The sequence below is a fragment of the Acidobacteriota bacterium genome, assembly GCA_039028635.1.
Classification (GTDB): domain Bacteria; phylum Acidobacteriota; class Thermoanaerobaculia; order Multivoradales; family JBCCEF01; genus JBCCEF01.
The window spans coordinates 36,915-61,405 of record JBCCHV010000040.1; the positions used below are offsets into that span (position 1 = coordinate 36,915).

A 24,491-nucleotide genomic window follows, 5' to 3' on the forward strand; every position below is an offset into this window, starting at 1 on the left:
CCTACTGGACCTCGATGCGCTGGGCGGCGAAGGTCATCTCTTCGACCGCCACCTCGTTGCCCTTGCCGTTGAAGGAGGGCCCGGTGTACTTCATCGGTCGGGCACCCTTGAGGACCCAACTCTGGGCGACCGTCTCGCGGTCTTCGGCCATCAGCTTGATGGTGATCGTCTTGAGCTGGTCGGGCTCGCCGTTGCGCACCGCGTCGAGCCACTGGTAGAGGTCCAGAGACCCGATGACACCGCGCTTCAGGGTGACGTCCGGCGTTTTGTAGCTGCCGCTCACCTTGAGAGGCGAGTTCTCCTTCGAGTTGCCGGCGCGGTACTCGGCGACGTTGATCTCGAGGCCGAGGCCGGAAACCTCTTGGAAACCGGCCTGCACCGTCTCCTCGCCGAGGCCGTCCCAGCTCACTCGGAAGTTGAACTGACTGTAGGGATAGTCGCGTTCCGTAGCCATGGTGTGGGGTCTCCTTTCTAGCCTTGGCTATCGGCGGTCTTCTGGCCGATGCGGAAGATGACGAACTCGGCAGGCCGTAGCGGCGCCACCCCGATCAGGCAGATCAGGCGTCCGTTGTCGAGGTCGTTCTGGGTCATGGTGGTGCGATCACAGCGCACGAAGTAGGCCTCTTCCGGCTTGCTGCCGAGGAGGTGGTTGGAGCTCCATTCGTTGAACAGGAAGTCCTCCACCGTCTGTCGCAGGTTGGCCCACAGCACTTCGCCGTTGTTCTCGAACACGGCCCACTGGGTGCCCTTCTCGATCGAGCGCTCGAGGAAGGCGAAGTAGCGCCGCACGTTGAGGTACTTCCACTCCGGATCGGAGGTCGCGGTGCGCGCCCCCCACACCCGGTAGCCGCGGCCCTCGAAGAAGCGCAGGCAGTTGACGCCCTCCGGGTTGAGGGCCTCCTGCTGAGCGCGGTTGACCGGCACCTCGAAGCCGGTGGCGAGGCGAACGACCTCGTTGGCGGGCGACTTGTGGACTCCGAACTGGATATCGTTGCGGGCGTAGATGCCGGCCATGAAGCCCGACGGCGGCAGCTGGATCTCCTCCTCCGTGATCGGGTCGACGACCCGTACCCAGGGGTAGTAGAGGGCGGCGCGGGTGGTGTCGATCTCGCTGCGCTGAGCGCGGACCTGGGAGAGCACCTGGCCATCGGCCGAGTCGAGCACCGCCACCCGGTAGCGCATGCGCTCACAGTGGGAGATCAGCAGGTTGGTGATGGCGCGGCCGTGGGGCCGGTAGGCGGCGTCCGTCTCCATGCCGGCGGAGGTGCCGGGGGCGGCGATGATCGAGATGTCCTCGAGATCCTCGAAAGCGAGAAGACCATTCTTGTTGCCGTCGGCGTCCTCGTCGCCGGCGTAGAGACCGGAGAGGGGTCGGCTGCCGTCGCTGCCGCCGGTGAGCTGCACTCGGAAGCCGCGGGCGGCCTCCTGGGCGGCGACGTCGTCGACGGCGTCCTCCACCGGATCGCCGGCGAGGAAGTTGGGCTGCTCGAGCATCGCTTCGGCGATGGCGGCGCCGTTGACCAGGTTGGTTTCGAAGACCAGCGGTACGGTGAGCTCGGCGGCGCGGCTGCGCGCCGGTGCGCCGAAGACCTGGCCGAGGGCGTCGCGATGCTGAGGGTGGAAGGTGAGCCCCTCCCAGGCCTGCTCCTGCTCGAAGCGGCCGTTGGGAGTGACGATCACGCCGACCGTCAGGACCCGCACCGAGGACACCTCGTCGAGCTCGAGGGCCCCGACCGGGGCGACGCCGGTTTGCGGATTGTCATTGCGCAACCGGAAGGTGTTGCGGCCGGCGGCATCGTCGAAGAAGCGCTCGGCCCAGAACACGCCACTGGTGGCCGGCGAGCCGCTCTCCACCCAGACGGTGTCGAAGTTCTGGACGCCGCGCAGCACCGGCCGGCGGTCGCCCGCCGGATCCGAGGGGTCGATCAGCTCGGCACCGAGGCTGTTCTCGGCGAGGCGGAACTGGCAGGTGACGGTGAAGTTGCCGCCCTCGCCCGGGTAGCGGGCGCGGAAGCCGAAGTCGCCGCCGGGTGAGCCCGGGGCCTGCCAGCGGGCGATGCCGTCGACGCCCTCCGGGGGATCGTAGACCCGCGACACGTAGAGGCGGCGACCGCCCTCCTCGAAGAACGCCCGCACGGCGTGGGCAAGGTAGTTGTCGCTCGGCTCCTGACCGGTGTAGAGCAACTGGTCGAGGCCGCCGTAGATGCGCTCGAAGTCGGAGAAGCTGGTGAGCAGCTCGGGCTCACCGAGGATCGGTCCGAAGCGGGCCGGGCCGACGAAGCCGGCGGTGCTGGTGCTGACCCCTTCGATGGTCTTCTGTCGAAAGCTGACCTCTTCGACGAAGACTCCGGGAGCGAGATACTCGGGCATGACTCTTCCTCCATGGTTTGCTTGGGCCGGTCAGGGAGAGGACCCTCCCGGGCGGATCAAAAGTCTCGAATCGCCGGCCGTTCGCAAGACGACCTCGCCGTCGAAGGACAGCTCGTCGAGCCAGACATCGGCGGTGGTGCCGCCGAGATCGAGGTCGATCTCGGCGGGGCTCTGCAGCAGCACGCGGGCGAGGTCCGGAAGGGACCCGCCGGGCAGCGGATCGAAGGGCGTGGCGTCGGCCTGGATGCGCACCTGGAGCGGCCAGGTGCGGTCGAAGAGGGGGGCGTCGCCGCCGGGGGAGCCGGAGAGTGGCGGTAGCGTCGTCTCGAGCTCGGGGTAGGGAAACAGCGCCGCGAAGCGCCCATCCTGATCGGCGACGGTGGTGTGGGTCAGGCCGCCGGGCACCTCGACGTCGATCCGGGCCCACGCCGCGGGACGGTCTTGAACGGTGTCGTAGAGCTCTCCCCGCACGACGGCGAGGCGCGGGTCGCGGCGCCGGGAGGGGGCCGAGAAGAGCAGAAAGCCGGGCAGGCCGGAGGCCGGATCGCCGGCCAGGAAGATGCCGCGGTAGGGCAGCGGCAGATCGACCACCAGGGCCGCCGGCAGGAAGCGTCGCCGCGGGTCGACGACCTCGACGATGAAAGGCCGGGTGGGGGGCGGGGAAGCGATCGGATCGGCGATTCCCGGGCGCTCGATGGGGCGCATTCCGGGAAGATTCTGGAAAGCGTAGAGGCCGGAGCCGGTGCGGAAGGCGGCCACCCGGCGACCGTTCCGCTGGGCCGGCCGAGCGCTCACCCGCAGACCATCGCTCACCGGGCGGTCGAGGGCCGTATCCCAGAAGCGGAGGCCGAGCGGACAGAAGACCTCGAGGCTCTCCAGCAGGCGGTAGGCGCGGCCGTCCTCGAGCAGCGTCATGGCGTGTTTCCGGGGTCGACCAGGGTGGCGGTGTCGAGCCCCCGTTCCTGCACCTGGCCGAGACCGGTATCGAGCTGGCGGGTCGATTCGAGGTGCAGAATGCGGGCGACGTAGGGAATCGAGAGCTGGTAGACGTTCTGTACCAGCGTGTCCCACAGCCGCAGGAGATCTTCGTTGCTGAGCTCGGCGAGGCTGACCTCGATCGATTCCTCGGCGCGGAAGGTTCCCGGCGTGACGGCGTTGAGCAGCGTCGCCGGAAAGATCGGGTGGTCTTCGAGGAGGCGCATCATCCAACCCGCCAGGGCGTGCTGGAGGGAGGCTTCTTGGCCCCACACGGTGAGCAGCAGGTGGAGGTCGAGGGGGAGCAGGCTCTCGGCGCGGCGTCCGTCGGCCTGGCGGCGCCCGGCCGGGATGCGGTGCACGCCGTTGGGCATGATGCGGTAGAGGAAGAGCGACACGCCGGCGCTCAAGGGGCGGCTGAAGTCGCGGGCCGTGAAGACCTTGAACTCGAGCTCCTGGTCGAAGTCGGCGGGCCGATAGTTGCTGCGCAGCACATGGAGGACGGCCTCGGCGACGGCCCCGACGGCGCGGAAACCGGCCATCAGGAGGGATCTCCGGAGGCAGGTCTCGAGCGAGTGGTGCTCGGGGTCTGGGAACGGCTGGAGTGGAAACCGAAGAGGTCGTCGGGCATCGTTCTGCAAGCTCTGCTGGGCATGTTCGGTAGCCCTGAAAGAGCAACCGCCGTGCCAGCCGAAAAGGCCTGTTGTTGCTGGCCAGCAGCCCCCGCGACCGTGGGGTTCTTGTCTCACCTCTGCGGCGATTGGATCGCTAAATAACTGGCGCTGTTCGATTTACGGGGTGGGGTTAAATTGTCCTACCCGGTGAGGTGGCAGGCCTTTGGGCGCGGTGCCGGGGAGGCCACCGGGTGCGTCGCTACAATGGTCCGATGAGCGAGCGCGAGCTGATCAGCGGCTTCTGGGGATCGCTGTCCTACGGCGAGGGGCTGGCGCTGCAGGCGAGGCTGCGGCAGGGGGTCAAGGACGGCAGCGGCGAGGAGCACCTGTTGCTGCTCGAGCACACCCATGTCTACACCCTCGGCCGCAATGCCACTGTCGAGGACGTGTTGCTGACCCCGGAGGCCCTCGAGGCCTGTGGGGTCGAGGTCCACGAAAGCGATCGTGGCGGCCAGGTCACCTACCATGGTCCGGGGCAGCTCGTCGGCTACCCGATCATCAACCTGAGCCCGGACCGGCGCGACATTCGCGCCTATGTCAAGGATCTCCAGCAGGTCCTGATTCGGCTGCTCGCCGACTACGGCGTGGCGGCCGAGGTGCGCGAGGGGCAGGACTTCATCGGCGTGTGGGCGGGAGGCGGCAAGATCGCTTCGATCGGCGTCCATGTCTCACGCTGGGTGACCACCCACGGCTTCGCCCTCAACGTGGCACCGGATCTGTCTTTCTTCACCGGCATTGTGGCCTGCGGCCTGCCGGCGGTGAAGATGACCTCGATCGCCGAGCTCACCGACCGAGTCGTGCCTCTGCCGGAGATTGCGGAGGTCTGCGCCCGGCACCTGGCGGCACGCTTTGGTCGCCGCCTGGTCTATCGCCCGGACGGGGCACCGGCAAGGGTTTCCGCCGCTCGGTCCGGCAATCGGAAGGTGCGGCGCGCCGCCTCCGAGTCCAAGGTCGTTTCCGAGTAGTAGTCGCGCAGCAATGACGGGCTGCGGCGCATCAGCTCCGGGTAGGCGTCGCGAAACTCTTCGAAGGTGGCGTGCGCGCCGCGATCCATGCGCTCCCGAATCAGGAAGGCGTAGGCCCAGGTGACCGTCTCGTGGTACGCCTCCGGCATGCCGACCGATGCGGTGAGACGGCGGAGGCCATCGCCCAGGCGATCGAGGGCCTTGGCCAGGGGCCAGCGCCGCAGCAGGAGCCAGGCGATGCGCAGGTGGGCCTGGTGATCGAAGGACTCGGCGTCGAGCTCGCCCGCTTCGAAGGCCGCGAGGAGCTGCTCGTCGTTCATCGCTCTTTCTCCCGCAAACGGTGGCTGGCGCTCGAGTCGAGCTCGAGGCCATAGACGGACTTGAGCTGGCGGATCTTCTCGAGGGTGGGCTCACCGAACGGTGTCTTGTCGTCGAAGGCGTGCAGGACGATGCCTTCGAGGAGGTCTCCGAGGGTCATGTCGAGGGCTTCGGCGAGGCCCTTGAGGACCTTCACCAGGCGCTTCTCCATGCGGACGCCGGTCTGAACTCGCTCGATCGGGGGCAGGTCGGAAGGGGAACTCGATTTTGCCATGTGTGTATTGTACCAAGGTACATTGGTAATTCAAGAGTCCGTCCAATTCCGACGACCTTCGGCTGCGAGAGCCGGTGAGCAGGGCGGGCTAGAATCGAGGCCTCGATGATCGTCCTCTCGTCCTCCGTCGTCTGTCGTCGCCGGAAGTCCCCCCGGTGAGCGCCGCCTCCTTCGATATCGGCCTCAATGCCGTGATCTTCGCGGTGACGGACGAGGTGCCGCGGGTTCTGGTGGTCCGTCCGCCGGCATCGTCGAGCGGTGAGGAGACGCTGCCCGTAGGGTTGCTCGATCCGCTGCGGGACCGCACCCTCGAGCTGTCCCTGCGGCGCCGGGTCCGCGAGCAGACCGGCCTCTCCCTGGGCTATGTCGAACAGCTCTACACCTTCGGCGACCGGGATCGCGATCCGCTGGTGCGCGAGGAGGGCCTCCGGGCCCTTTCCGTCGCCTATCTCGCCCTGGTTCATCAGGCGGCCCCGTCCGGAGAGCGGGAGGCCGGCTGGCGCGACATCTACGCCTATTTGCCCTGGGAGGATTGGCGCCGCGGCCGTCCGGCGGTGCTCGAGCGCTGGGTCGAGCCGACCCTCGAAGGCTGGGTGCGCCAGGTTGCCGGCGCGGCCCGCGACGAGCGCCGCGAGCGGGCCGACATCACCTTTGGCCTCGGCGGCGTCGCCTGGAACGGCGATCGCGTGCTCGAGCGCTACGAGTTGCTCTACGAGAGCGGCGCCGTCGCCGAGTCACACCGCGATCACGGCCCCGGCGGCGATGACTCTTGCACCCTCGGCCGCGCCATGGCCCTCGACCATCGGCGCATTCTCGCCACCGCCCTGGGCCGCCTGCGGGGCAAGCTGAAGTACCGGCCGGTGGTTTTCGAGCTACTGCCCGGAACCTTCACGCTGCTCCGCCTGCAGCGCGTCGTCGAGGCCCTCTCTGGCGTCCGTCTGCACAAGCAGAACTTCCGCCGGCTGGTGGAGAAGGGCGGCTTGGTGGAGGGCACCGGAATGGTCGATCCCCAAACCGGTGGCCGCCCGGCGGAGCTCTTCACCTTCCGCCGCGAGGTGCTCCGTGAACGGCCGGCGCCCGGCGTGGGACTGCCCGGCGCGCCGCGCTGAGGGGCCGGCGGCTGCGGCCCCTTACTCCTCCTCCTCGAGGTGGGCGGCGATCTCGCGGGCGTCGAGGGCGAGGGTCGGGCTCTCCGTCTGGAGGAGGGTCTCGCCGGGCGCTTCCGGTTCCTGAATCTTGGTGATGTCGACCGGCAGCAGACGCATGGTGGTCTCCTGGTAGGCGGCCTCATCGTCGGGCGGGTCGCCGACCGTCAGGGGAGCCGGTTCGCTGTCCGGGGTGGCCCGGCTCGCGTCCTCCGCGGTGCGGCCCGTCTCCGGGGCCGGCGCCGCGCTGGCTCCGGCGGTGGCAGCGGCCGCCGTTGGCACGATCGGAACCGTCGCCGGCTGTGCCGCCTTGGCGGGCGCGCGACGGGCTTCGGGATGGGTTGCGGCCGCCTTCGTTGCGGCCGTTGGCGCCGGCGCCTTCCGGGTCTCTTTGCGGCCACACCAGCGAGGCTCGCCGATGGCCTGGTAGTAGGCGATCTCCGATCCCCAGAGGCCCACCCGCAGGTAAGAGCGCAGCAGCATGAATCCCTGCTGCAGGGCGAGAAGACCGAAGACGGCGCCGACGCTGCTCGCCACCCAGCCAGCGCGCAGGGCGAAGGCGCCGATGGCGAAGGCTGCTCCCAGGAGCATGAATAAGAAGTAGAGGGGCAGCAGGATCAGGGGCCGTTTGAGGACGTGGCCGAGGGCGCGAAAGAAGCCTACGAAGGTTCGGCCATCGCCATGGGCGGCGGCCGAGACGCGGCTCAGATCGTAGGCCAGGTCGAGGGGGGCGAAGGCGAGGAAACCGAGCAGGGCGACGATCAGCCAGCCGTTGAGCTGCAGGCCACCGTTGCGCTGCTCGGCACCGAGGTCCGTGACCCAGCCCATGGCGCCGGCGAGGAGGGCGGCGAGGACCGCCACGGCGAGCAGGAACCAAAGCGCGCTGCGCAGGAAGCGCCAGCCGTTCCTGCCGATGCCTTGGAGGAAGGGGTGCTGGTCGCGGCGCGAGGTGCCGAGCAGGGTCTGCACGATGCCGGCGGAGACCAGGATCTGGATCAGCAGCACGATGACGGCGCGCAGGGGAGCACTGTCCTGCAGCGGCGCGAGATCGTTGGTGCGGGAGGCCGCCAGGTCGGTCCAGACGCCGAAGCCGTTGCCGGCGATCTGGCTTTGGGCGAACAGGCTGTGGTCGAGGTTTTCGGCGAGGTTGGGCAGGAAGATGCTGGTGATCAAGACGGTCGGCAGCAGGGACGCCAACCAGGCGATCAGCACCAGGCCGAGGTGCTGATGGGTTCGACGCAGGCCATGGCGCAGGGCAGTGAGGAATTTCATCTCTTGGCTCTCCCGGATTCGCGATCAGGCCAGCAAGGTCACGGCCTGGAACAGGCTCTGCAACCAGAAGATCATGCTGCTGAAGAAGGACATCTTGGCGGTGCCGTCGCTCTGGCGGCTGCGACCGTTGTTGATTCGGTTGGCGTCGAGGGCGAGGACCTGATCGGGATCGACCTCGACGCTGTCGAGACGCATCGGACCTTCGAAGGTCCAGCGCACCCAACGGTTCTCGCCTTCCCAGGTCCGCCGGACCACCTGGCCGTCGTCGAAGCGGAACTCCACCGTCACCGGATGGGTGAACTCGCCGTAGCGGAAGATCACCGCCGTCGAACGCCAGGTCTCATCCTCGCCGTCCGCTTCGCCGTCTTCCTCGACGGCCTCGCTCTCGGTCTCATCGCCACCGAGCTCGACGCGTTCGCCGTCACGCCAGAAGAAGCCGCGCTCGTCCTTGACCCGCTTGGTGTCCAGACTGCGGACGCCGTAGTCCAAGCCGCGGGTCGAGTGCAGCGCCTGGGCGAAAAAGCCCGAGAGATCACGGCCGGTCTCGCGTTCGAGGGTGCGCTCGAAGTCGGCCGTCGTCGGATGCTTGAACTGGAACTCCTGGAAGAAGGCGCGCATGGCGCGGTGGAAGGTCTGGTCGCCCAGGACACCCTCCATGTGTCGCAAGGTGACGGCCGGCTTGGGATAGCTGTTGCGGCCGTAGCGGCCGCGGCTCATGTAGCGCCAGGCGGGGGCCGCGATCACGTCGCTGTAGCGGCCGCCGGCGACCGAGGCATGGTTCGATTCGAAGGGCGAGATGGTCATCACCCCCGGAACTCGGATGGCGGAGTCGTACTCGTCCTCCATCACCTCCATCTCGTAGTAGGAGTTGATGCCCTCGTCGATCCAGGCCTCTTCGAATTCGTTGTTGGCGATCATGCCCTGGAAGTACTGATGGCCGAACTCGTGCACCGTCACGATCTCTGGGGCCCGCACTTCGTCGAAGGGCGGCAGATCGAGGATCGGGTGGGTGCCGAGGGTGATGAAGGTGGGGTACTCCATGCCGCCGGAGCCGCCGGCGCCGGCCGCCGGATCGACCAGCGTCAGGGTGTCGTAGGGGTAGGTGCCGAGGCGCAGGCCATAGCCGCGGATGGCGGCCTTGGCGGAGCTCAGGTAGCGCTCCGCCTGGGGCAGGTTCTCGGGGTGGATGAAGAGCTCGATGTCGACCGGCGTGAGCGTTGCCTCGTCGTCCGTCAAGGCGAGCAGCTCCTGCCAATGGCGGCGCAGCTCGGCCGGTACGTCGCGCTGTGGATCGAAGGTGTCGGTGATCACCTCGTAGAGGGGATCGGCGGTGAAGGCGAAGTCGTGGACGCCGCGCTGCAGGTAGCGTTGGGTGACCTTGCCGTCGGCGACTTCCTCGCTCTGCCGCCGGCCGGTGGCTCCGATCTTCCCCTGGTAGCGCTCCGGGAAGGTGAGGCTGACGTCGTAATCGCCGAAGTCGGCGTAGAACTCGCTCGACAGGTGGAACTGATGGGCGTTCCAGCCGGGGGTCCGGCGGCCGCGGTCGCCGGTGTCCTCGAAGACGGCGATCTTGGGGAACCACTGGCCGCCGAGGATGTAGTCGCCGTGCATCCCGGTGCGCGCGAAAATGTCCGGGAAGCGGCTCAGGAAGTCGATTTCCAGGACCACCTCGGCGCCTGGCTCGAGGGGCTGCGGCAGCGGGTAGCGCACCACCGTGCGGTCCTCCCGGTTGCCGTCGTCGGGCTGCAGGAACTCGGCGTCGGCGGAGAGGTCGATACCGTCGGCGGTGATCTGTAAGATCTCGCAGAAGCCCCATTCTTCATCGTCGAACTCGCTGCTGCGATGACGTCCGCCGGACTCGATCATGAAGGTCGAGCGGTTGTTGGCGAAGGCGTTGAGGTAAAGATGGAACTGGAGGTCCGGGATGGCGACGGTGGCCCGATTGGTCCAGCGCAGGAACTGCTTGCCGGTGAGCTCGCGGGTCTCCGGGTCGAGCTCCGCTGCGATTTGGATGCTGTAGGCCGGAGCGGGTAGCGCGGTCGCCGCCGCCGTCGAGGCGAAAGCGAGGGCCAGGAGGATGAGCAGGGCGGGCTTTATGAACGTCTTGACGTACACGCGAGCCTCCAGAGCGAAGGAGCCAGAGTGAAGAAGCCGGAAATAGACAAGGGCAGTAGGCCGATTATACTTCTTGACGACCATCACGGGCCTCCACGGCCGGCCTCGGAACCTCAAGAATCAATGTCACTTAACCTACGCTCCCAACGCCCCGTTGTTTCGCCCTCCGGTTACCCCCTGGCACGGTGGGTGATCGGACTCCTGTTCCTCGCTCTGCTCGCTGCCGGCTTGGCCCCGGCGCTGGCGCAGGCCGAGGAGGAGAAGCCGCCGGCCGAGGTGCGGACCGGAGAGGTCTTGCACCTGCGGATCGATTCGATCATTCATCCGGTGGTCGCCGAGTTCATCGTCGACTCGATGGCCGAGGCCGACGCCTCGGAGGCTCAGCTGCTGGTCGTCGAGCTGTCGACGCCGGGCGGCCTGCTGCCGTCGACGCGCGAGATGTTCACCGCCATGCTGGCCGCCGAGACGCCGGTGGCGGTGTACGTCTCGCCGAGCGGCAGCCAAGCCGCCTCGGCCGGCTTCTTCCTTCTGATGGCGGCCGACGTCGCGGCGATGGCGCCGGGCACCAACACCGGAGCGGCCCACCCGGTGGGCGGCGATGGCAAGGACATCGAGGGCACGATGGGGGAGAAGGTCGAGCAGGATTCGGCCGCCACCATCCGGTCCCTGGCGGAGCGCCAGGGCCGCAATGTCGAGGCCGCCGAGGCGGGCGTGCTCGAGAGCACCTCCTATTCCGCCGACGAAGCCCTCGACCTGGAGCTCATCGACCTGATCGTCGACAGCCTGCCCCAACTGCTCGACGAGATCGACGGCCGAGTGATCGAGAAGGGTGGTCAGCGCTGGCGCCTCGAGACCGCCGACGCGCCGGTGCGCCGGCTCGAGATGCCGGCGCTGCGCCAGATCCTGTCGGTGCTCGCCAATCCCAGCCTGGCGGCGATTCTGATGAGCCTGGGATTCCTCGGCATCTACTTCGAGTTCATGAACCCGGGGTCTTATCTGCCGGGAATCGTCGGCGCCCTCTGCCTCATCCTGGCCTTCCTGGGGCTCTCCATCCTGCCCTTCAACGCCGCCGGTATCGCCCTCATCCTGTTGGCCGTGGCGCTGTTCGTGGCCGAGGTCAAGGTGGCGAGCTTCGGGCTGTTGACCCTCGCCGGCGTAGTGTCGCTGGTGTTGGGAGCTCTGGTGCTGTTCAAAGATGCCGGGCCGGCGATTCGGGTGAGCAACTCGGCGCTGATCTCGATCGCCGCCACCGCGCTGCTGGTGGTGGGCAGTCTGATGGTGCTGGTGCTGCGCGCCCACCGTCGCCCCGCCTCGACCGGTCGCGACGGTTTGGTGGGAGCGCGCGGTAAAGTCACCAGCGCTCTCGACCCGGACGGCAAGGTGTTCGTTCAGGGCGAGATCTGGAACGCCACCGCCGAGACGCCGGTGGCCGATCGGCAGCCGGTCGAGGTGATCGCCGTCGAAGGCATGCTGTTGCGAGTGCGTCCTCTCTCATCGACTTCATCTCCGGAGGCTTCATGATCTTTCCGATCATTCTGGCGCTGGTTTTCCTTCTCATCCTCGCTTCGCGCTGGATCAACGTGCTCAACGAGTACGAGCGCGCCGTGGTCTTCCGGCTCGGCCGCCTGCTGCCGGACGTCAAGGGGCCCGGCGTGGTGCTGATCTTCTGGCCCTTCGATCGCCTGGTGCGCATCTCCCAACGGGTGATGGTGCACGACGTGCCGCCCCAGGACATCATCACCCGCGACAACGTCTCGGTGAAGGTCAACGCGGTGGTCTACTTTCGGGTGATCGATCCCAACCGGGCCGTCAACGAGGTCGAGAACTACCTCTTCGCCACCAGCCAGCTTGCCCAGACGACACTGCGTTCGGTGCTCGGCCAGGCGGATCTCGACGAGCTGCTGGCGGAGCGCGAGAAGCTCAACAACCAGCTCCAGGAGATCATCGACTCGCAGACCGATCCCTGGGGAATCAAGGTCTCGATGGTGGAGGTCAAGCACGTCGATCTGCCGCAGGAAATGCAGCGCGCGATGGCTCGACAGGCCGAGGCCGAGCGCGAGAAGCGCGCCAAGATCATTCACGCCGAGGGTGAGCTGCAGGCCTCCGAGCAGCTCGCCGCGGCGGCGGAGAAGATCAGCCAGAACCCGACCACGCTGCAGCTCCGCTATCTGCAGACCCTGTCCGAGATCTCGTCGGAGCAGAACTCGACCATCCTGTTCCCGATTCCGATCGAAATGCTGCGCGCCCTCTCCGCCTACGGCGATTCGAAGGGCTGAGACTGCTAGCAGGCTGCTGAAAAACTCTTGACTGGGAGCATCTTTGGTCTTCAAGAGCTTCCGAGCCCGAGGGGCGAGGCGGCGGCAAAGCCGCCGAGGACGGGGGTGAAGGCGCACGACCTGTGCGTGCGCCTGAGGGGGGCGCCTTTAGCCCCCCTGAAACAGACAGCAGGCGCTGAATAAGCCGCCACGAGGCTTTTTCAGCAGCCTGCTAGGATCCGGCGTCGAGGAGGAGTCCGCTTTGAGCCAAGTTCAAGAGCCCAGTTACTACGAGATCGCGCTCACCAACCGGCAGGTGGTGGTGGCCTTCGTCATCCTCCTGGCGTGTCTGGTGGCGGCCTTCTTGTCGGGCATCTGGGTCGGACGCGACGAAGCCCCGATGGTGGCGGCGACGGTCGCCGACGCCGAGCCGGTGGCCGAGGCCTCGGCGCCGCAGGAGTCGCCCGATCGTCTGAGCTTCTTCGAGCGCGAGGCCGAGGCCGAGGCTGGCGCCGTCCAGCCGCAGGCCGGGACGACCTTGCAGCAAGATCTCGCCGCCGATCGAGGTCGGGCGCCGGCGGCGGCCCAGGTCACGCCTCCCGCGCCGCGGCCGGTCGAGCCCCAAGTCTCGGCTCCGCCGCGGCAAGAACCGGCCCAGAGTGCGCCTCCGAAGGCCTCGCCTCCGAAGGCCTCGCCGCCACCGCGCAGCGCCGTGCCGCCGGTGACCCGGGCTTCTTCTGGGCGCACCGTGATGGAGCCCTCGGTCAATCCCGGCGGCCTGATGGTGCAGGTCTTCTCGTCCGCCGATCAGGCCCAGGCCCAAAAGGTGGCGGATCGCTTGATTCGCGGCGGCCGGGACGCCTTCCTGTCGCCGGTGGAGGTCGATGGCCAGGTGATGTACCGGGTGCGGATCGGGCCCTTCGAGGCGCGCGACGCTGCGGCCAAGGTGGCCGACCAGGTGCGGCGCGATTTCCGTCTCGACACCTGGATCACCCAGTAAACGAGCCGTCGCCTCGCCTCACGGCGCGGCCCGCTACTTTCTGCCCCTCGGCTCGCCTTGTCTTCCGCCCCTGAACGGCCCGCGTCGCGCCTCGCCGCTGGCTGGCCTCGCCTCGCCCTGGTGGTGCTCTCCGGAGCGCTCTGGGGGTGGACCTTCGGGCGCCAGCCGCTGCCTTATCTCGCCATCGTCGCACTGGTGCCGTGGCTCGCCGTACTGCCGGGGCGCCGGGCCGGGTTCCTCGGCTGGCTGCACGGCTTCGTCGCCTGGATGGTGGCCCTGCCGTGGATCGCGCCGACCCTCACCACCTTCGGCGAGATCCCGCCGCCCCTCGCCTGGCCCCTGCTGGCCTTGCTGGCCTCCTATCTGGCCCTCTACCACGGTGTTTTCGCGTTTCTCGCGCGCCGCTGGTGGGGCTCGCCCTTCGCCGGGTTCACCCTGCCGGCCCTGTGGGTCGTGCTCGAGTGGCTGCGCACCTACCTCGGTGGTGGCTTCCCGTGGAATCTGGCCGCCTACGCCTGGACCGACCTGCCGGGAGCGCTTCCGATCGCCGCCTGGATCGGTGCCTATGGCGTCTCCTGCTTGATCTTGGCGGTCAACGTTGCCCTCGCCTTGGCGCTGCGGCGGGCTCGTCCGGCCTTCGCCGGTGGGGCGCTGGGGTTGGTCTTGATAGTCGTTCTGTTGGGGCCGCGGCTGGCTGCTGGGCCGGCCGTCGAGGCCGGTCGCCCGGTGGCCCTGGTGCAGCCCAACATCGGCAACCAGGTCGAGCCCGATTGGGGATTGATCCAGCGGCAATATGGCGAGCTTCTCGCCCTCTCGCGCCAGGCTTGCGATCAGCCCGGCACCCTAGTGGTGTGGCCCGAGAGCGCCGGCTGGCCGCGTGTCTACGCGCAAGATGCGGGCTTCGCGGCGGATCTCGAGGCGCTCGCCGCCGCCGGCTGCCCGGTGGTCTTCAACTCCCTCCACCCGGTCTCCCAGACCTATTACAACTCCCTCTACCTGATGGCCAGCGACGGCGCGGTCGAGCGCTACGACAAGCGCCACCTGGTGCCCTTCGGTGAGTACGTCCCCTTCGCCGGCGTCTTCGCCTTCATCGATGGCCTAGCGCGCAATGCCGGAGCCCTCGCCGCCGCCGACGAGATCCGCCTGCTCGCCTGGGGCGAGGATCGACTGGGAGTGGCGATCTGCTTCGAGGTGGTGTTTCCTCAGGAGGTCGCCGCCACCGTCGCAGCCGGCGCCTCGATCCTGGTCTCGGTGACCAACGATGCCTGGTACGGCGATACTTCGGCGCCCTGGCAGCATCTGCGGGCAGCTCGTTTCCGCGCTGCCGAGAACCGCCGCTACCTGCTGCGCGCCGCCATCACCGGGGTCTCCGCGGTGATCGCCCCGGACGGCTCGGTGGTGGCCTCCCTGGGCATCGACGAGCGCGGCCTGGTGCGCAGCCGAGTCGTCGGCCGGAGTGATCGCAGCCCGTTTTCGCGCGCGCCCTGGGCGATCCCGATTCTGTGTTCGGGCCTGACCCTCTTTGCTATGCTCGGCAGCCCTGGGAGGAAGCCATGACGATCGTCGAAGTGCAGCACAAGATCGAACAACTCGCGCGCCAGTTGGTCAACATTCGGGGGTATCTTTGAAGGCCCCGACTTCGCCGATCAGCTGGCGGAAATCGACCGCGAGATGGAGACTCCCGGTTTCTGGGACGATCCTTCCCGCAGCGCTCCGCTATTGCGCAAACGACGCACTCTGGAGCGCCGTCTCGAAACCCTGAAGCGCCTCCAGGACGACGGTGACGAGCTCGACGCCTGGCGCGAGCTGGTCGCCGAAGGCGAGGCCGATGACGAGCTCTCGACCTTTCTCCGGCGCCTCGACGGCGACCTCCAGCGCCTCGATCTCGAGCTCAAGCTCGCCGGCGAGGACGACGACAAGAACGCCCTGATCGAGATCCGCCCGGGAGCCGGCGGCGTCGACGCCGCCGACTGGGCCGAGATGCTGCTGCGCATGTATGTGCGCTGGGCCGAGAAAAAGGGCTTCGGAGCCGATCTCCTCGACCGTCAGGATGCCGAGGAAGCGGGTATCAAGAGTTGCACTCTGGCGGTGCGCGGCGAGAACGCCTACGGTCTTCTGCGCAGCGAGAACGGCGTCCACCGGCTGGTGCGGATCAGTCCCTTCGATCAGCAGAGCCGGCGTCAGACCTCGTTCGCTTCCGTCGACCTTTATCCGGAGGTCGACGACGATGTCGAGGTCGAGGTCAACGACAAGGATCTGCGGGTCGATACCTATCGCGCTTCCGGGGCCGGCGGTCAGCACGTCAACAAGACCGAGTCGGCGGTGCGCATCACCCATCTGCCGACGGGCATCGTGGTGTCGTGCCAGAACGAACGCAGTCAGCTCAAGAACCGCGCCACCGCCATGAAGGTGCTGCGAGCGCGGCTCTACGACCGCGAGGTGCAGCTGCGCGAGGCGGAGCGGGCGGAGAAGGCCGGCGAGAAGCCGGATATCGGCTGGGGGAGCCAGATCCGCAGCTACGTCCTGGCGCCCTACCGGATGGTCAAGGACCACCGCACCAACCTCGAGATGGGGGATGCCGACGCCGTCATCGACGGCGCCATCGACCCCTTCATCGAGTCGTGGCTCAAGTTCCAGATGACCGAGCGCGAGAGCTCGACCTCCTGACCTACTTCGGGAAGGCCCCTTCCCTTGCGCTCACCGTCCCTCGACTACGTCTCCCCGCTGCCGCCGGTACGTTCGGGTATCGCCGACTACAGCGCCGATCTGCTGCCCCATCTGGCGCAGCGGGTCGACCTGCGGGTGGTGCGCCTGCCGGACCTGCCGGTGAGCGACGCGATGGTGCGCCGCTGGCTGCCGGTGGAGGCGTCTGCCCTCGGCCGCGACGATCGGGTGCCCCTTTACCAGATGGGGAACAACCCGTACCACGCCGGAGTGCGGAAGCTGGCCCTCGAGTATCCCGGCGTGCTCACCCTGCACGACATCGTGCTGCACCATCTGTTGGCCGGTGAAACCCTCGGGGCGGGAGTCTTCGAGCCCTACCTCGAGGCGCTCGAGGAAGACCACGGTTGGATCGGCCGGGCGGTCGGTCAGCCGCGCTTCTGGGGTGGCTATTCGGATGCCGGCATCTTCGCGCTGCCGGCGCATCGCGGGCTATTGCGGCGCCAGCGCGGGGTGCTCGTCCACAGTCGCTGGGCGGCCGAGCTGTTGCGCGAGGAGGATCCCGACCTGGCGGTGCGGGCGGTGCCCATGGGGGTACCCCTGCCGCCGGCCGTCGACGCCGCCGAGGGGCGCGCTTACCGCGACCGCTGGGGGATTCCGCGCTCGGCGCCGTTGCTCGGCTCCTTCGGCTTCCAGACGCCGATCAAGCGCACCCTGTCGGCGCTCCACGCCCTAGTGGCGCCGGAGCTGCGTCACGTCCACCTTTTGATCGTCGGCGAGGTGTCGCCGGAGCTCGACTACGAGACCGAGATCCAGCGCCTCGGCGTCGCCGAACGCGTCACCGTCACCGGCTTTGTCGACTTCGACGAGTTCCAGGCCGCCATCGCGGCGGTCGATCTGTGCATCAACCTGCGCTATCCCACCGCCGGTGAGACTTCCGCCTCGCTGCTGCGGGTGCTCGCCATGGGGCGCGGTGCGGTGGTCTCCGACTACGCCCAGTTCGCCGAGCTGCCGGCGGCGGTGGCGGCGCGGGTGCCCCTCGGCGGGCGCGAGCACGAGGCTCTGGTGGCGGCCCTCGTGGAGCTGTTGGAGGATCCCGGGAGGACCGTGGCGATGGGGCGGGCGGCGCGCGATCACGTGCGCCGGGAGCACGCCCCCGAGAAGGCTGCCGACGCCATCGCCGAGGCCTGCCGTGAGCTCGCCGAAGCAGCTCCCTTGGGAGCCGCGGGGGCCACTCTGCCGGTGCCGACCTCGATCGCCTGGGGCGAGATGGCCGGCTCCCTGGAGGTCGACGGGACCGGCCATGACTGGCACGAGGGCGAGCGTCGCCGGCTGCGGCTGCGGCTGCGCAACGGCGGCGCCTGCCGCTGGCTGGCGGCGCGCCGCGGGGCCGGTGGCGTGGCACTCGAAGTCCGCCTCGAAACGGCGCGCGGTGATCTGATGGCCGGCGTCCCCTGGCTGCCGCTGCCGCGCGACCTCGATCGCGGAGAGGAGGTCGAGCTCGAGGTGCCGGTGCGACGGCCTCCAGGCCGCTGTCGCCTGGTGATCGAGCCGCGGGTCGTCGGCGGCGCCTCCTTCGGTGATCTCGGCGGTCCGACCTGGGAGCGCGACCTGTGAGTGAGGTGGCGGCGAGCGTTCACCTGCGGCGCGACCTCGGACCGGCCAAGCCGTCCGGTCGCCTCGGCCGCTGGCTGCTCCGTCTGCTGCTGCTCGCCTTGATCGCGGGTGCCCTGACCATCGATCGCAGCTCGTGGCCGGCGCTGGTCGGCGACGAAGCGACCTATGCCATGCAGGCGGCGAGCCTGGCCTTCGATTTCGATCTGCGCTACGAGGCCGTCGACTACGAGCGCTTCGTCGCCGACTGGGGACGCAAGCCCGAAGGCTTGATTCTGCAGAGTCGCGATGGCGGGGCCCGCATCACCTTTGGCAAACCGTTCTTGTACGCCCTCTACCTCGCCCCCTTCGTGCGCCTGGCGCCGGTGCAGGGTCCGCTGGTCGCCAACGCCCTGCTGCTCGCCCTCACGGCCCTGGTCTCGGCGCGCGTCCTGCGGCGCCGGCTAGGCCCCTCGGCGGATGCCTGGGTGGCGGTCTTCTGCTTTGCTTCGGTGACCTTCGCCTACACCTTCTGGGTTCACGCCGACCTCTTCCTGATGTGCACCACCGCACTCGGTCTGGCGGTCCTCGATCGGCCGCGGCGTGGGGCGCAGGAGCTCTATCGCGGCGAAGACGAGCTCTCGACGGGCCGTTGGCTGCTCGGCGGGGCCCTGCTGGCGGTGGCCGCCGCCTTCCGGCCCTTCTACCTGGCCTTTCTGCTGCCGGCCCTGGTCGCCCTGCCGCGGCGCCGCCGCGGCGTGGGAGCTCTGGCGCTGCTCGCCGGAGTCGTCCTCACCCTCGGCCTTTCCTCCGGCGGCCAATGGCTCGCCGGCGGTTCCTGGACCGGCTATGGCGGCGAGCGCCAGGGCTTCTACGATCGCACCGGCTATCCCGGCGTCGACTTCCCGGCGGACCAGTGGTCGCAGTCCGTCGAGCGCTGGGGCAACACTTCCTGGCTCCATGAGGGCGCCCTCGAGCGCCCCGTCGACGCCTCCCTGACGGCCTGGAACTCGCTCTACTTCCTGGTCGGGCGGAATGTCGGCGTGCTGCCCTATTTCCTGCCTTTGCTGGTCGGCCTTTTCGCCTTTCGCGGCGGCGTGCGCGGCTGGAGCCTGCTGCTCGCCGTCGGCCTGGCGGTGGCGGTGCTCTTCTGGCTGCGGCCGTTCAACTTCTTCGGTGGCGGCGGGACTTTGGCCAACCGCTACTTCTTGCCCCTCTATCCAGCCTTTTGGTTCCTGGCGGAGCGCCCCGTGCGCGCCGCCTGGGCGCCGCTGATGGCGGTGTTGGCCGGACTCTTCCTGTTTCCCCTCTGGCTCGGGGCGCGGGACTATCCGATCGGCGACGACGGTCGCTACGGCCACGTCGCGCCACTGGCGCAACGCTTCCTGCCCTACGAGACCTCGCAAAGCCACATCCCCGGCGGCCGCGACGTCAACCACCGCGGGTTGTGGATCAAGTTCCCGCAGTCGGGGGCGCGACCGCGCGATGGCGGGGCTCGCCTGGAGCTCGATGGCGCGCGTCAGGGCGAGCTGCTGATCGGCAGCCCGCAGCCCCTCGAATCGTTGGTCTTGAGCTTTGGTCGCCAGGCGCCGAGCGTCCTCGAGGTCGAAGGTGGCGAGCTCGGTGACCGGCTGCTAAGGGGCACCGGGGGCGTCGCCTTCACCGTCCTTTTCGATCGCCCGCGAGCGGTCCATCCGATGTGGTGGACTTGGGAGGACGTCTACCTCTATCGCCTGCGGCTGCGCCTCCCCGAGGCTCCGCCGCTGGCCATGCCGTTCACCATTTCCACCGCCGGCTGGTCGACGGAGAACACGCCCCATGAGTGACGCCCCGAGTTGGATCATCGAAGTCCGCAAACGCCTCGAGACCCCCGGCAAGGAGCCGCTGGTGGAGGGCACCGCCCGCCGCTCCGTGATGGTGGGGCTGAGCGTCGACGCCGGGGAGCTCTGGGTGCTGATGATCCGGCGCTTCGGGGATCGCTGGGGCAGCGCCGCTTTCCCCGGCTCCGACGTCGAGCCCGGAGAGGACGTCTGGACGGCGGCCTTGCGCGGCGCCGAGGACGAGATCGACCTGCCTCAGAAGGCGGTGCTACGCCTGGGCGAGCTCGATGGCGTCGAAGATGTCTCCGGCGGTCTGGTGACCCCCTGCATCGGCGCCTTGCCGGCGAAGTTCGAGGCCAAAGCCTTGGGCGACGACGTCGACGAGGTCTTCCGGGTTCCCTTGTCGGTGCTCAACAACCCTCAGCTCGTCGAGGAGGAAATCGTCGAGGTCGAAGGGGTGCAGCGCCGGGTGCGCAGCTACCACGTCGGCGGGCGGCGCATCTGGGGCCTGGCGGTCTACATCCTCGAAGACCTCATGGAGAGGCTCCAGGGAGAGCCGAGCTAGCCCGCCCTTCTTCTGGGCAGCAAAAAGGAGCGGCCGCCGGATGCGGACCGCTCCTGTCCACGGCCGGCAGCGTCTGCCGCTGCCGGTCTTCTCTTGCTCTCTACAGGCTCGGCTTGAAGGTCGAGACCATGGCGTGCATGCGCGCCGTCTGGCCGGCGGTGAAGGTGTTCATGCAGGCGTCGTCGGTGTAGTCCATGAAGTTGAAGATCGGGTCCGGCCCGCCCCCGGCGCAGGTGTCGCGGCCGACCGGGCAGCCGTAGGCTGGGCTGGCTTCGGCGGCGGTGTCGGACACCGAGTCGCCGGGTGCGGCGCAGCCGCCCTGGAAGGTGTGGAACAGGCCGAGGTAGTGACCGACCTCGTGGGTTCCCGTGTCGCCGAGGTTGTAGGGGGCCGCGGAGCCGCCGGGCAGGGAGGAGTGCAGCAGCACGACGCCGTGCCAGAAGCTGCTCTCGGGGTAGGAATCCGGGAAGTAGGCCCATCCCAGAATGCCCTGGGCCGGGTTGCAGGTGTAGATGTTGAGGGTGGTGGCGGTGTTGACCGTCAGCGCCTGCTTCATGCGGCGCTCCTGGTTGGTGGTCAGGCAGCGGTCGAACCAGCGGTTGCTGCGCGTCCGGGTCACCTGGTCGAGGGTGAAGGAGAAGCCGGTGCCAGCGAAGGACGCGTTGAGGACGGCGATCTGGTCGTCGATCATCTGCTGCGTGAGGTTGCCCGTCTCGACTCCCCGGCGGCGCTTGTAGACGACGTGGAAGGCGACCGGGATGTCGATGGAAGCGGCCGACTGCGGCGAGAAGGCGTTGGCCTCGATCCAGTCGTCCACCTGGGCCTTGAGCTGGGCCACGTGGTCCGGGTGCGGGTGCTCGACGCCGCAGCGAACGCCGCGGTTGATCTTGCCGTCCTCGCCCAGGAAGTGGATGTCCTGCTTCGGAATGAAGCGATCGGCCTTGGCGCTGTAGTCATCGCTGGCCAAGGCACCGACGGCGATCATGAGACCGATCAAGGTCAGTAGGGCAGTCTTCTTCATCTTCGTCCTCCTGAATGGTGGTGAGTCCTGAAGTCGGGGTCGCCATTCGGCGAGCCCGACCCGCGAGTTGCGAAACCAACAGAAAAAAATGCAGGGCGATCGGGCTGCGGGTGTTCCGCCAGCCGGCGGCGAGGCGCGACCGAAGGGCGGCCGCCGCGAGTTGGGGAGACATCTCGAGCCGGATCGAGATCGATCGTACAGATTCCCTTGAGCAAGTCAAGAAGAATATTCTGTTTTTATGATTATCCTGAATATTCGATGGGATTGGCGAGTACTGCTCGATCTGCAGGATGACCGGCCGCGAGGCGGACGACCGGTGCGTTCGCTGGGCCGCTCGAGGGGGGCGCCTCTAGCCCTTCTGGCCGGGCGCTCCTGAAATAAACATCAGGCGCTGAGCAAGTCGCGACGCGACTTGTTCAGCAGCCTGCTAGGGGAGCTGCTGGAGGGCCGCCATGAGGCGGGAGACGTCGTCCTGTTGGTGATAGACGCCGAAGCCGAAGCGCAGGCGATCGTCGCGGTAGTCGGTGGCGATCCCGGCATCGGTCAGTAGAGCGTGGAGCTCGCCAGCCTGCGGCGTGCGGAAGGTCAAGAAGTGACCCCGGGGCTCGATCTCCCGGCCTGGCAGGAGGTTGGCGAGGCTGAGGTCGTGGTGGCGAAGGCTCGGGAGCTGGTCGAGGAATTGCGCCTGGAGACCCTGGACGTGGCGGTGAATCGCCGCCACGTCGACCCCCTGCTGATCGAGCCAGCGCTGCACTGCGACCAGCCGATAGAGGCCGGTATGGTCGAAGGTGGCGCCGAAGAAGCGATAGCCATCGGGGCTGTAGGGGACCCGCTGAGTGGCTTCCTCGGGGCTCTGGGAGAGGTCGCCGAAGGCGGCGAACCAGCCGGTGTCGCGGGGTCTCAGGCCAAACCCCGGCGGGCAGTGCAGAAAGCAGATGCCTTCGCCGCTCATCGCGTACTTGTAGCCGCCGGCGGTGTAGAAGATGCGCTCCTCGAGGGCCGAGAGGTCCGTCGGCAGGGCCATGAAGCCGTGGTAGCCGTCGACCACCACGAAGGTCTCATGGCTCGGGATGGCCGCGATCAGGGCAGCCAGGTCCGGCACCGCGTAGCCGGAATTGAAGAACACCTGGCTGAAGTACACGAGGTCGTGACCGCCGGCCGCGGCGGCCGCCGAAAAGCGCTCGGGAAAGCTCTCGAAGGGCTCGACGGCGACCCGCTCGACGTCCGCCGTACCGGCCTCTTCGAGGCGTAGCGCCTGGCGCTGGAAGCTGTGGAACTCACCATCCGTGGCGAGGATTCGGAGCCGCTGGCCGGGCCGAAAACAGGACAGGATGCGGACCAGAAAGTCGTGGACGCTGGGCCCCACGGCAATCGCCTCGGGGCGCGAGAGGCCGAGGCGGCGGGCGATCCAGCGCTGCGCCTCCGGTAGCACATCGCCGAGCACCTTCTGCCATTTGGTGTCCGCCAACCGAGCGGCGTCGAGCCAGTGTTGCTGCTGGGCATCGAAGGTGACGTCGGGCCACAGATGGTGACTGTGAGCGGCGAAGTGAAGGCGATCGGGGGAGTCCGCGAAGGCGCGAGAAAAGTGACCCTTGAGCATGGTGAATCGACTCTACCAGGGCGCTCGATGCGGTAGATTCAGCGCATCGCTTCACCTTCGATGGGTCCTATCCCGCCGTTGACCGATCGCCATTCCAGAATGCTCGGCGGCGCCGGGTCCGGCCACGGAGATTCAGGAGAATCATGGTCAAAGCGCAGCCAGTGACCGGCAATATCGCGCACCTGTTCCTAGACCGCCGTCTACAGGACGGGGACGCCGAGCGGGTCGCCCTACATTTGGTCGATGGCGACTGGACCTATCGCGAGGTCCACGCCGCCGCCGAGGCCCTCGCCGCGGAGCTGCGACGGCGCGGCGTCGGGCGCGGCGATCGGGTGTTGATCGCACAGCCCGACGGCGCCGAATACGTCGCTTCACTGTTCGCAATCCTGAAGGTCGGCGCGGTGGTGGTGATGCTCAATCCGCGGCTGCAGGAGGAGACCCTGCGCTTTCTCTTCGATCAGACCGCGGCGCCTTGGGCCTTGATCCATCCGGAGGTCGAGGGGGCCTTCCGGCGAGCCGCTGACGGGGCGGACCATCACCCCGAGCTACTGCTCCTCGGCGGCGCTGCCGGCTGGCCCTGCGAGCGGCCGCCAGAGGCCGAGAGCACCACCCTGGCAGTCGCCGCCGACGAGCCCGCCCTGTGGCTCTTCTCGGGCGGCACGACGGGCTTTCCGAAGGCCGTCGTGCAGCCCCATCGTTCCTTCGCCAACACCACCGAGCTCTATGCTCAACGCGCCCTCGGCTATCGCCGCGACGACGTCACCTTGGCGGTGCCCAAGCTCTACTTCGGCTATGCCACCGGCTCGGCCCTGTTCTTTCCCTTCTCCGTCGGTGCGGCGACGGTGCTCTTCGCCGAGCACCCAACGGCGGCGATTCTGTTCGATCTCATCGCCCGCTTTCGGCCGTCCATCCTGATCAACGTTCCCACCATGATCGGTCAAATGCTGGGCGATCCCGGCGCCGGCGAGCGCGATCTCTCCTGCCTACGCTTCGCCACCTCCGCCGGGGAAGCCTTGCCGGTGCCGCTCTACGAGCGCTGGCGCGACACCTTCGGCGTCGAGCTGCTCGATGGTCTCGGGACAGCCGAGATGTGGCATGTCTTTCTGTCCAATCTGCCGGGAGCGGTCCGCCCCGGAACCCTCGGACGCTGCGTGCCGGGATTCGAGATCAAGGTCTGCAATGACGCCGGCGCCGAGGTGCCGGCCGGCCAGGTGGGGCGTCTGTGGGTGCGTGGCGCCTCCCGTGCCCTCGAGTACTGGCGCAACCCGGAGAAAACCGAGCAGGCCTTCCGCGGCGACTGGTTCATCGGCGGCGACCTGGTGTGCCGCGATGACGACGGCTATGTCACCTACTGCGGCCGCGGCGACGACAGCCTCAAGGTGGGCGGCAAGTGGCTGGCGCCACAGGAGGTCGAGAGCTGTCTGATGCGCCACCCGCAGGTCGAGGAGTGCGCCGTCGTCGGGATCGAGAACGCCGCCGGACTGGTCAAGCCCTGCGCGGTGGTGCGGGTGCGGTCACCGCGTCCGGGCCTCGAGGACGACCTCAAAGCCCACGTCCTGGCCCACCTCGAGCCCTACAAGCATCCCCGCCGAGTGGTGCTGGTCGAAGACTTCCCACGCACCCACCTCGGCAAGATCGACCGCGGGGCGTTGAAGCGCAGCCTCAGTCAAGCGCAGTGACGCCTGAGATCGGGCGCCAAGGGCGGGGTGAAGGCGAACGACATGTGCGTCGCCGGGCCGCGCAGGCCTGAGGGGGGCGCCTCTCGCCCCCCTGAGACAGACAGCTAGCAGGTTGCTGAAAAAGTCTTGACTCGGCGCATCTTTGGTCCTCAAGAGTTCCCGAGCCCGAGGGGCGAGGCGGCGGCGAAA

21 protein-coding genes are annotated in these 24,491 nt (G+C 68.2%); 11 read left to right on the forward strand and 10 right to left on the reverse strand.

The genetic code is table 11. The features are described from left to right. Position 1: 1 nt before the first annotated feature. The 4 genes from AAF604_16240 to AAF604_16255 are packed head-to-tail and all read right to left on the reverse strand — an operon-like array spanning position 2 to position 3,887. Positions 2-454, reverse strand: coding sequence for a phage tail protein (locus tag AAF604_16240; protein MEM7051220.1), 453 nt, complete (start codon positions 452-454; stop codon positions 2-4). A 17-nt stretch (positions 455-471) separates the two neighbouring features. Then, positions 472-2,370, reverse strand: a complete 1,899-nt coding sequence (locus AAF604_16245; GenBank protein ID MEM7051221.1) for a phage tail sheath subtilisin-like domain-containing protein — start codon at positions 2,368-2,370, stop codon at positions 472-474. A gap of 30 nt (positions 2,371-2,400) precedes the next feature. Continuing rightward, positions 2,401-3,285 (reverse strand): hypothetical protein, encoded by an 885-nt coding sequence (locus AAF604_16250; GenBank protein ID MEM7051222.1) that lies wholly within the window; start codon positions 3,283-3,285, stop codon positions 2,401-2,403. Continuing rightward, complete coding sequence (locus AAF604_16255) at positions 3,282-3,887, reverse strand: Pvc16 family protein (protein MEM7051223.1); 606 nt, start codon at positions 3,885-3,887, stop codon at positions 3,282-3,284. The genes AAF604_16250 and AAF604_16255 overlap by 4 nt, the downstream gene beginning before the upstream one ends. A gap of 323 nt (positions 3,888-4,210) precedes the next feature. Here AAF604_16255 and lipB point away from each other — a divergent pair, with 323 nt between their 5' ends. Then, positions 4,211-4,984, forward strand: a complete 774-nt coding sequence (gene lipB, locus AAF604_16260; GenBank protein ID MEM7051224.1) for a lipoyl(octanoyl) transferase LipB — start codon at positions 4,211-4,213, stop codon at positions 4,982-4,984. On the opposite strand, the gene AAF604_16265 is transcribed toward lipB, so the two are convergent. Then, on the reverse strand, positions 4,885-5,304 hold the full coding sequence (locus AAF604_16265; GenBank protein MEM7051225.1) for a hypothetical protein: 420 nt from the start codon (positions 5,302-5,304) through the stop codon (positions 4,885-4,887). The genes lipB and AAF604_16265 overlap by 100 nt on opposite strands. Further along, positions 5,301-5,576, reverse strand: a complete 276-nt coding sequence (locus tag AAF604_16270) for a hypothetical protein (GenBank protein MEM7051226.1) — start codon at positions 5,574-5,576, stop codon at positions 5,301-5,303. Before AAF604_16270 ends, AAF604_16265 begins: the two co-directional genes overlap by 4 nt. 155 nt (positions 5,577-5,731) lie before the next feature. Here AAF604_16270 and AAF604_16275 point away from each other — a divergent pair, with 155 nt between their 5' ends. Next, positions 5,732-6,685, forward strand: a complete 954-nt coding sequence (locus AAF604_16275; protein ID MEM7051227.1) for an NUDIX domain-containing protein — start codon at positions 5,732-5,734, stop codon at positions 6,683-6,685. Between the two features lie 21 nt (positions 6,686-6,706). On the opposite strand, the gene AAF604_16280 is transcribed toward AAF604_16275, so the two are convergent. Next, entirely contained in the window at positions 6,707-7,993 is a 1,287-nt protein-coding gene (locus AAF604_16280) for a hypothetical protein (protein ID MEM7051228.1), read from the reverse strand. 24 nt (positions 7,994-8,017) lie between these two features. Continuing rightward, positions 8,018-10,108, reverse strand: a complete 2,091-nt coding sequence (locus AAF604_16285; GenBank protein MEM7051229.1) for a M1 family metallopeptidase — start codon at positions 10,106-10,108, stop codon at positions 8,018-8,020. A gap of 189 nt (positions 10,109-10,297) precedes the next feature. On the opposite strand from AAF604_16285, the gene AAF604_16290 reads away from it, so the two are divergent. From AAF604_16290 to AAF604_16325, 8 genes are all read left to right on the forward strand, one after another. Continuing rightward, the gene (locus AAF604_16290; protein MEM7051230.1) at positions 10,298-11,629 is read left to right on the forward strand and encodes a nodulation protein NfeD; all 1,332 of its coding nucleotides are present in this window, start codon (positions 10,298-10,300) and stop codon (positions 11,627-11,629) included. Continuing rightward, entirely contained in the window at positions 11,626-12,384 is a 759-nt protein-coding gene (locus tag AAF604_16295; GenBank protein ID MEM7051231.1) for a slipin family protein, read from the forward strand. The genes AAF604_16290 and AAF604_16295 overlap by 4 nt, the downstream gene beginning before the upstream one ends. 241 nt (positions 12,385-12,625) lie before the next feature. Continuing rightward, positions 12,626-13,363: an SPOR domain-containing protein gene (locus AAF604_16300; protein MEM7051232.1), complete on the forward strand. Its 738-nt coding sequence runs from the start codon at positions 12,626-12,628 to the stop codon at positions 13,361-13,363. A 57-nt stretch (positions 13,364-13,420) separates the two neighbouring features. Beyond that, positions 13,421-14,920 (forward strand): apolipoprotein N-acyltransferase, encoded by a 1,500-nt coding sequence (lnt, locus tag AAF604_16305; protein MEM7051233.1) that lies wholly within the window; start codon positions 13,421-13,423, stop codon positions 14,918-14,920. Next, positions 14,917-16,030, forward strand: a protein-coding gene (prfB, locus tag AAF604_16310; GenBank protein ID MEM7051234.1) for a peptide chain release factor 2 whose coding sequence is annotated in 2 segments (ribosomal slippage) — positions 14,917-14,985 and positions 14,987-16,030 — 1,113 coding nt in all. Because the reading frame shifts where the segments join, the coding sequence is not laid out codon by codon here. The genes lnt and prfB overlap by 4 nt, the downstream gene beginning before the upstream one ends. A 24-nt stretch (positions 16,031-16,054) precedes the next feature. Beyond that, a complete protein-coding gene (locus AAF604_16315; protein MEM7051235.1) occupies positions 16,055-17,641 on the forward strand; it encodes a glycosyltransferase family 4 protein in 1,587 nt (528 codons plus the stop codon). Next, positions 17,638-19,443 carry a hypothetical protein gene (locus tag AAF604_16320; GenBank protein MEM7051236.1) on the forward strand — a complete coding sequence of 602 codons (1,806 nt, stop codon included), beginning with the start codon at positions 17,638-17,640 and terminating at the stop codon, positions 19,441-19,443. The genes AAF604_16315 and AAF604_16320 overlap by 4 nt, the downstream gene beginning before the upstream one ends. Beyond that, entirely contained in the window at positions 19,436-20,002 is a 567-nt protein-coding gene (locus AAF604_16325; protein MEM7051237.1) for a CoA pyrophosphatase, read from the forward strand. Before AAF604_16320 ends, AAF604_16325 begins: the two co-directional genes overlap by 8 nt. 100 nt (positions 20,003-20,102) lie before the next feature. On the opposite strand, the gene AAF604_16330 is transcribed toward AAF604_16325, so the two are convergent. After that, entirely contained in the window at positions 20,103-21,023 is a 921-nt protein-coding gene (locus AAF604_16330) for a zinc metalloprotease (protein MEM7051238.1), read from the reverse strand. A 427-nt stretch (positions 21,024-21,450) separates the two neighbouring features. Beyond that, the gene (locus tag AAF604_16335; protein MEM7051239.1) at positions 21,451-22,623 is read right to left on the reverse strand and encodes an aminotransferase class V-fold PLP-dependent enzyme; all 1,173 of its coding nucleotides are present in this window, start codon (positions 22,621-22,623) and stop codon (positions 21,451-21,453) included. Between the two features lie 143 nt (positions 22,624-22,766). On the opposite strand from AAF604_16335, the gene AAF604_16340 reads away from it, so the two are divergent. Continuing rightward, a complete protein-coding gene (locus AAF604_16340; protein ID MEM7051240.1) occupies positions 22,767-24,302 on the forward strand; it encodes a benzoate-CoA ligase family protein in 1,536 nt (511 codons plus the stop codon). The last annotated feature ends 189 nt before the right edge of the window (positions 24,303-24,491 follow it).

Excerpts from the sequence above, each read along its gene's own strand:
- AAF604_16240 (MEM7051220.1), bottom strand. The coding sequence starts at position 454 with ATGGCTACGGAACGCGACTATCCCTACAGTCAGTTCAACTTCCGAGTG.
- AAF604_16245 (MEM7051221.1), bottom strand. The coding sequence starts at position 2,370 with ATGCCCGAGTATCTCGCTCCCGGAGTCTTCGTCGAAGAGGTCAGCTTT.
- AAF604_16250 (MEM7051222.1), bottom strand. The coding sequence starts at position 3,285 with ATGACGCTGCTCGAGGACGGCCGCGCCTACCGCCTGCTGGAGAGCCTC.
- AAF604_16255 (MEM7051223.1), bottom strand. The coding sequence starts at position 3,887 with ATGGCCGGTTTCCGCGCCGTCGGGGCCGTCGCCGAGGCCGTCCTCCAT.
- AAF604_16265 (MEM7051225.1), bottom strand. The coding sequence starts at position 5,304 with ATGAACGACGAGCAGCTCCTCGCGGCCTTCGAAGCGGGCGAGCTCGAC.
- AAF604_16270 (MEM7051226.1), bottom strand. The coding sequence starts at position 5,576 with ATGGCAAAATCGAGTTCCCCTTCCGACCTGCCCCCGATCGAGCGAGTT.
- AAF604_16280 (MEM7051228.1), bottom strand. The coding sequence starts at position 7,993 with ATGAAATTCCTCACTGCCCTGCGCCATGGCCTGCGTCGAACCCATCAG.
- AAF604_16295 (MEM7051231.1), top strand. The coding sequence starts at position 11,626 with ATGATCTTTCCGATCATTCTGGCGCTGGTTTTCCTTCTCATCCTCGCT.
- AAF604_16325 (MEM7051237.1), top strand. The coding sequence starts at position 19,436 with ATGAGTGACGCCCCGAGTTGGATCATCGAAGTCCGCAAACGCCTCGAG.
- AAF604_16330 (MEM7051238.1), bottom strand. The coding sequence starts at position 21,023 with ATGAAGAAGACTGCCCTACTGACCTTGATCGGTCTCATGATCGCCGTC.
- AAF604_16335 (MEM7051239.1), bottom strand. The coding sequence starts at position 22,623 with ATGCTCAAGGGTCACTTTTCTCGCGCCTTCGCGGACTCCCCCGATCGC.
- AAF604_16340 (MEM7051240.1), top strand. The coding sequence starts at position 22,767 with ATGGTCAAAGCGCAGCCAGTGACCGGCAATATCGCGCACCTGTTCCTA.